This window comes from Phocaeicola sp., assembly GCF_048170425.1.
GTDB lineage: Bacteria > Bacteroidota > Bacteroidia > Bacteroidales > Bacteroidaceae > Phocaeicola.
The window spans coordinates 1-3,404 of sequence record NZ_DBEXBB010000239.1 but is presented as its reverse complement, the minus strand read 5'-3'; the positions used below and the strand labels follow the sequence as shown (position 1 = coordinate 3,404).

Sequence of the window (3,404 nt, the reverse complement as noted above, 5' to 3'; positions counted from 1 at the left end):
TCTACTAATATTTTATTAGGAGAATCTGGAGATTGGGAGTATCTTTACAAGGTGAAAGACGATGCAAGCCGTAGCAATGTGCTTTCTGCATTCTTTTCTACCTCATCATCTGCTTATGTGGGCGATTTATCACATATGGAGAATTTAATTTGCGGACATAGTTACTGGACAGATGGAACATGGGATGGAATGCGTGAGGTACGTAAGAAAGTGGCAGAAGCTGCTACACAGTACGGCGTGGAAGTTTGGCAAAGTGAGTGGAGTATGCTGGGAGATAATTATAGTTCGTCTGAATTTGTAGGATATGATGCGGCCTCGGAAATGGATATTGCTTTGTATATGTCTAAGGTAATTCATAATGACCTGACAGTTGCCAATGTAACGTCCTGGAATTATTGGGTAGCTATGGATGTTTCAAGATGGGGGCAGAAAAACCGTTTCTTGCTGATTTCACTGACGCCGAAGGGATGGGCTGGAGATAAAGAAAGTGTGGATAATCTGGAAGAAGAGGGAAGTTTTAATACCACTGCCACTTTGTGGGTATTAGGAAACTATAGCCGTTTCATTCGTCCTGATTATCAGCGAATCTCTGTTGCTTTAAATGAGTCTATGAGTTTCTTTGGTTCTGCTTGGATTTCACCGCAGCAAGATTGTATCGTAGCGGTGTATACAAACTTATCAAGCAAGGGAGTACGCTTAAATGAGACACGTCAAAATTGGCCCGGAGAACTTAAGTCTATAAAAACTTATACAACCTCTGCAAATAAACAATTGGTTGAGAAGGTTCTAGAAACTGAGGCCTCTGTTGTGTTAGATGCAGAAAGTGTGACAACTGTAGTCTATGAACTAAAATAAAAAAGTTATATGAAGAACAAGGCATTTTTTATTATTCTTTTGGGGTTATTGATATGTACTGTCGTACAAGCTCAAGTTTCTTTTGGCGAAGCAAAAAGATTCAATGACAATTGGTTGTTTAGTTTATCGGATGACAGTCTGGGTGCTTCCGTATCGTATGACGACAGTAAATGGCGAAAGCTGGATTTACCGCACGACTGGTCGGTGGAAGGACAGCTTTCGCCTTCATTGGCAAGTTGTACCGGTTATTTGCCGGGAGGTATAGGCTGGTATCGGAAACATTTTCAAGTTACTGATAAGGCTGCACGCCATTACATCTATTTTGAGGGAGCATATAACCGCAGCGAAGTTTATTTGAACGGACACTTGCTCGGTAAGCGTCCGAACGGATACATATCTTTTATGTATGATATGACTCCTTACTTGAAGGAAGGAGATAACGTGCTGGCAGTCCGTATTGACCATAGCCGTTATGCCGATTCACGCTGGTACACCGGTTCCGGAATTTATCGGGATGTGTGGATGATTTCCGCTCCAGACATTCATTTTGCGCAATGGGGAATAGGCTGGCACGCTACTTCGCTGACCGACAAGCAGGCGGTAGTGGCAGTCGATATGGAAGTGGAGAAACATGTGAAGGCTGCTGGCTCATTAGAGGTTTCTGCGGCACTTTATGATGCAGAAGGTACATTGGTAGCACAGGGCCGTAAGAAAGTGGCGGATAAAGCTGAGGGCATTGCGAAAGAAACAGTATCATTGAAGGTGAAGAAACCTCGCCGTTGGAATTTGGATGCGCCTTATCTGTATACGTTGAAGACAGAGCTGCTTTGTGACGGGAAACGGATAGATGGCAGTTCGACAAATGTAGGTCTCCGTACATTGAAGTTCGATGCCAACAAGGGATTTGCCTTGAACGGAAAGTGGATGAAGGTGAAAGGAGTGTGTCTGCATCATGATGCAGGTGTACTGGGTGCAGTAGTTCCTCCTGAAGTATGGGAGCGCCGTCTGAGAAACCTGAAAGAAATTGGTGTGAATGCCATCCGTATGAGCCATAATCCGCAGGCACCGGTATTGTATGATTTGTGTGACCGAATGGGCTTCTTAGTGATGGATGAGGCTTCGGATGAATGGGAGTTTCCAAAACGGAAATGGATAAAGGGATGGAATGTAGGTGAACCAAGCTACGACGGAACATTTGATTTCTTTGAGGAATGGATTGAACGCGATGTGACGGATATGGTGCGTCGTGACCGGAATCATCCTTGTATATTCTTGTGGAGTATCGGCAATGAGGTAGACTATCCGAACGACCCGTATTCTCATCCGGTTCTGGATGGCACAACCATTAATCAGCCTATGTTCGGAGGATACAAGCCTGATGCGCCGGATGCCATGCGTATCGGTAAGATTGCAAAGCGTCTGGCTGCGTGTGTACGTGCGGTAGATACTTCACGTCCTGTGACCGGTGCATTGGCCGGAGTGGTGATGTCGAACCAGACAGAATATCCTGAAGCGGTGGATGTGGTAGGATATAATTACACGGAAAACCGTTATGACGAAGACCATGCCACTTATCCTGACCGTGTGATTTATGGTAGTGAAACGGGTGTGGGAATTGAAGCCTGGCATGCAGTACGCGACAAGGAATTTATTTTCGGACAGTTCCTCTGGACGGGTACGGACTATCTGGGTGAATCAGGCAGATGGCCTTCCAGAGGTTTGTACACCGGTTTGCTGGACTTTGGTAGCTTCCCTAAACCCCGTGGATATTTCCGTGCTTCGCTTTGGAGTGAAAAACCTGTGACTTACATCGGTACATATCCCAAGCACGACTGGGTATCAATGGATGCATGGGATTTGTGGAACTACGAACCGGGCCAGTTGATTCGGGTGGTTTGTTATACCAATGCACCGCAGGCTCGTTTGTTACTAAATGGAAAAGAAGTGGGCCAGATGAAGCCATACGATGACAAGAGTGGTATCATTTACTGGGATATTCCTTATCAGGATGGAGAATTGCGTGCAGAAGGTTGTGATGCAACAGGAAAGGTGCTTTCATCTTATGCAATCAAGACCTCTGGACGTCCATACGCCTTGCGGGCTACAGTGGATAAGGAAGTTTTGTCACCGGATAAGGCTACCGCGCATGTAACTATCGAAGTGGTGGATGAACAAGGTACTATCGTAAAATTAGGCGATAACGACATTACTTGTCAGATTGAAGGGCCGGCACGTTTGTTGGGACTGGAAGGTTCAAATAACGGAGATATGAGTGATTATACGGATAATCATCACCGTGCTTTCCACGGACGTTTGCTGGCTTATATCCAGACTACAGGTGAGAAAGGTGAGATTCGTGTGAAATTGAGTTCTCCTCTTCTGAAAGGAACGGAAGTGGTATTGAAGGCTGACTTATGCTGGTATAGGTAGACACATTATTAACACATAACCTATACCAATCATGAATCGTAAGCATTACAATGAATCAGACCGTCTGGCTCTACTTCGTGAATATTATTCATCAGGTTTGAGCAAATATGCATTTATCA

2 protein-coding genes are annotated in these 3,404 nt (G+C 44.9%); both read left to right on the top strand.

All coding sequences use genetic code 11. The features are described 5' to 3' along the window. A partial coding sequence (locus ACMJ0U_RS09535; protein WP_417129732.1) for a glycoside hydrolase occupies nt 1-855 on the top strand: 855 nt, incomplete at its 5' end. A 9-nt stretch (nt 856-864) separates the two neighbouring features. Next, the gene (locus tag ACMJ0U_RS09530) at nt 865-3,285 is read left to right on the top strand and encodes a sugar-binding domain-containing protein (RefSeq protein WP_417129731.1); all 2,421 of its coding nucleotides are present in this window, start codon (nt 865-867) and stop codon (nt 3,283-3,285) included. The last annotated feature ends 119 nt before the right edge of the window (nt 3,286-3,404 follow it).

Excerpts from the sequence above, each read along its gene's own strand:
- ACMJ0U_RS09530 (WP_417129731.1), top strand. The coding sequence starts at position 865 with ATGAAGAACAAGGCATTTTTTATTATTCTTTTGGGGTTATTGATATGT.